3 protein-coding genes are annotated in these 3,713 nt (G+C 39.8%); all 3 read right to left on the reverse strand.

Going from position 1 to position 3,713, the window contains the following annotated elements; genetic code table 11:
* Positions 1-69: 69 nt before the first annotated feature.
* Positions 70-234, reverse strand: a complete 165-nt coding sequence (locus ACUVXA_RS18045) for a hypothetical protein (RefSeq protein ID WP_445872676.1) — start codon at positions 232-234, stop codon at positions 70-72.
* A 218-nt stretch (positions 235-452) separates the two neighbouring features.
* Positions 453-1,463 (reverse strand): GTP-binding protein, encoded by a 1,011-nt coding sequence (locus ACUVXA_RS18050; RefSeq protein ID WP_445872677.1) that lies wholly within the window; start codon positions 1,461-1,463, stop codon positions 453-455.
* Positions 1,464-1,865: 402 nt separating this feature from the next.
* Entirely contained in the window at positions 1,866-3,533 is a 1,668-nt protein-coding gene (locus ACUVXA_RS18055) for an AMP-binding protein (RefSeq protein WP_445872678.1), read from the reverse strand.
* Positions 3,534-3,713: the final 180 nt, after the last annotated feature.

Consider the following 3,713-nt stretch of genomic DNA (forward strand, 5'->3'; position numbering starts at 1 on the left):
ATTGTGCCTCTCCGCTCTTGCAGACGTTTTGTGTGTGTCTCCGCTCAACTGGCGGTGGCGAGGGCGTGGTTAGGCAGCGTTTAAGCCGTGGTCCGCCTTTGGAAGGAAACCTTTGCTTTGCCCAGCAGTGGTTCCTTTTAGCGGATTTTTGTTCTCCACGCTGATTGCCGACTTGGTTCTCGTGGGCAGGGTTGTAGCCTTGTATTGGACGTCTCTGCGGATGTTTGGGTTCATGATTAAAGTCCAAGAATGGTATTATTTATCATTAAATCTTTCTACTGTTGTGAACCCTAGATGATTTAATGATAAGAATAAAAGGGGCTATCGAACTATACCTAGAGGAGAGGATAAATTAATTGAAGAAATTTAAAAGAAAGTACTTTTAGGAATCCAATTTATTACAATAAATGAAAATTTTTAGATTAATTTATTTGTGGAATCTAATTGCGCTTTTACCCTCTTTCCACTAAGATTTTTGCAACGGTTTTAAAAATTTCTTCTATATTTATTCCCAGTTTAGCACTCGTTTCAAAATAGGGTGCATTAATGCTTTCGGAGTATTTCAAACATTCTTCCACCGGTATCTTTCTCTCTAGATCAATTTTGTTTCCCACCACAATTATCAAGTTGAGGGGTCCAAACGAGTTTATTATTTCCTGACGCCATTTTTCTAGGTTTTTAAATGACTCTGGATTAGTTAAGTCAAAAACTAGAACTGCTAAATCCGCATCAATATAAAGCTCCTTCCTCATCTGCTTGAAACTGGCAGAACCCGCGAAGTCCCAGAAATGTAACCGTACCTTATTCTTTCCCATTTCTAATTGTTTTACTGCAAAGTCGCACGCAATAGTGGGAACATATTCAGTCTGAAAAATGTTTTCAGTGGTCTTCCGTATTATGCTAGTTTTCCCTACTTCTTTATCTCCAGCCAGAATGGTCTTAAACATAAAGGTTTTTGATCTTCTCAGAATTTGCTTCAATGACAACGCCGGGGTTTTTGATATATCTGGTTTGGAAACAGTTGCCTTAGGCATAGCCCCTGCTAACTCAGAAAGAATCAGCTCCCCCAGTTCACTCTCCATGACCACCTTATCCATCTTTTCTTCGAATCCTAAAAACGGTTGCACATTTCCATTCCAGTTTTGAAGTTGAGAATCAAACTGTTTAACGAAGCTATCCATCAGTTTAGATAATAGGTCTCTGACCAATTCTTCATTGTCTTCCTTATCCACGATAGCTACAACCTTGACACTTTCATGGGACTCGTATAGAATTCGGTAATTTTTAAGTAAAATCTCCCTAAGAATCTCAGAATTGTCCTCTCCCTTAATGAGTTTGGTCGAGAACCTAAGTATCGCAGTTAAAAAACCCCCTATAAGGTTTTCATCTACTTCAATTGAACCATACTTTCTGAAAAGAATACAGATACCCCGATTGTCAATAATGTAAATTCCCTGAATCATTAAATGAAACCACCCACCAATTTATGACGCACATCAATCTATAATGTGTAATCACACACATATTAAAGTATCATTAAACTTTTTATCATTCTTTTTCCATAAATTTCAATCCTACACTTTGTAAATAGATTACAATAACTATTCGATTCAAGTTACTTTTAAATTGATCTTCATCTCAAATAAGAGATAAAAAAATTGCAAGACTTAAACCTACTACGGTGCATTTCAGAATCGATAAAATTCCCTAATGTTAGTAGCCCAATTTAAGGAACATATAATTCAAGCCACTTCATGGGATATGAAGCACTGGACATTATTAGAAATGCTGCAATAAAGAAAATCACATAAAGCAGAATAAAGGTGTAGATAATTTAACGATAAAAAAATAAAAATGAAGTTATTCTACTTTTTCATTTTGGCTTTTTCTTCTTCTCTCAACTCTCTCTTGAGAACTTTTCCCGTAGCACTAAGAGGTAACTCTTTTTTAAACTCAACTATTTTCGGAACCTTATAAGGTGCCAAACTTTTCTTTAGAAACTGTCTAATCTCCTCAGCGAGCTTAGGGCTTCCCTCGTATCCTTCCTTCAATATAACGAAAGCTTTTACAATTTCGCTTCCCGGCCTATCCGGATCCGGGAGACCTATAGTCGCAGCCATATTCACTGCAGGGTGCTCAAACAGAACATCATCCACCTCTCTTGAAGCCACCTTATAGCCGGAAACGTTGATTATATCCTTCTTCCGGTCAACAATATAGAAGTAACCGTCCTTATCCATGTAACCGATATCGCCAGTATAGTACCAGCCCTCCTTCAAAGCCTTCTTGGTTTCTTCCGCTTTCTTCCAGTAGCCCTTATAGAACACTTGAGGACCATAAGCTACAAGTTCCCCTTGTTCACCAATAGGAAGCTCTTCTTCTCCGGTCTCTAGATCTACCACTTTAACTATGGTGTCTGAAAGGGGAATACCTACAGATCCCACCTTTCTTAGCCCATCGACTGGGTTTGCTGTGAGTACGGGGCTGGCTTCGGTCATTCCCCAGACTTCGAGTACTACTCCTTCGGTTTTGCTGTTATACTCGTTTATGATCTCTGGGGGGAAGGCTGCGGCTCCGCTTATAAACATTTTCGCCTTTTTTATTGCTGACTTTTCAAATTTTGGGTGTCTTAGCAACTGGATGTAGATTGTGGGCACGTTACATATAATTGTTGGATGGTACTGGTCGATTAGATTTATTGTTCCCTCAATGTCTCGGGGATTGGCTATGAGTATTTGGCCGGCTGCTTGAGAAACGCATCCTATATTGAACTCTAGACCCGCCAGGTGGAAGAATGGGAAAGATGAGCAAACAATCTCTTTTCCTCTCTCAAATTTTAGCCAAGCAATGAGTTGGGTGGTTTGCTTAACCATATTTTCATGGGTGAGAATTGTTCCCTTAGGTAAACCAGTAGTGCCCGCGGTATACTGGAGTAGAGCCCAGTCTTCTCTGGGATTTATTTTTACTTCAGGGGGTTTTGGCTCATATTTAAGAAGTTCTAGGAACGATACGGCTCCTTCATACTCTGGTGGCTCAGGTAGAGGGCCTTCTTGTGGGAAGTCGCCCAGACCTGCTACTATTACATTTTTCAATTTCGTTTCCTTTCTTATTTCCTGTACTCGGGGCAGGAAGAGGTCTAGGGCTACAATTGTTTCCGCATCAGAGTCATCTACAATATATTTGAGCTCTCTCGGGGTGAGCAGTGGGTTAATTCCTGTGGGTACCGCCCCAATTTTAAAAGCTCCGTAGAGAGCTATCAGGTACTGGGGCATGTTTAGACAGTATATTCCAACTCTATCTCCTTTTTTTACCCCCATTTCTGTGAGGGCGGCTGCGAAGCTATCTTTGTAATTGCCGAACTCTTTGAAGGATATTATCCTCTTTCCCTGAATCATCATGGGGCTCTCTGGAAATTCTTTCACCGAAGCATCTACGAAGTGAGATAATGACACGTTTGGATATTCGAGGGTCTTTGGGACGTGGGAGTCATAGTGTTTCAGCCAAGGTTTACTCTCATATATTCCTTTAGACAAATTTCTCCCTCCTAAAAAATCACACACTTATGATGACTTAGGTTATTATAAATAGAATTAGTAATGTATAAAGTTTTAATCTTCTATGATATTTTAGAAGAAATTCTGATCATAGCTCGCTGGTTTTTAACCGTTGTCCGAAACTTACCCATCTAGGACACTTCCAGATGGTGTTCGGTT

The sequence above is a fragment of the Candidatus Jordarchaeum sp. genome (genome assembly GCF_052745115.1).

What these genes read in the sequence shown, in the direction of transcription:
- ACUVXA_RS18050 (WP_445872677.1), bottom strand. Translation starts at nt 1,463, where the DNA reads ATGATTCAGGGAATTTACATTATTGACAATCGGGGTATCTGTATTCTT.
- ACUVXA_RS18045 (WP_445872676.1), bottom strand. Translation starts at nt 234, where the DNA reads ATGAACCCAAACATCCGCAGAGACGTCCAATACAAGGCTACAACCCTG.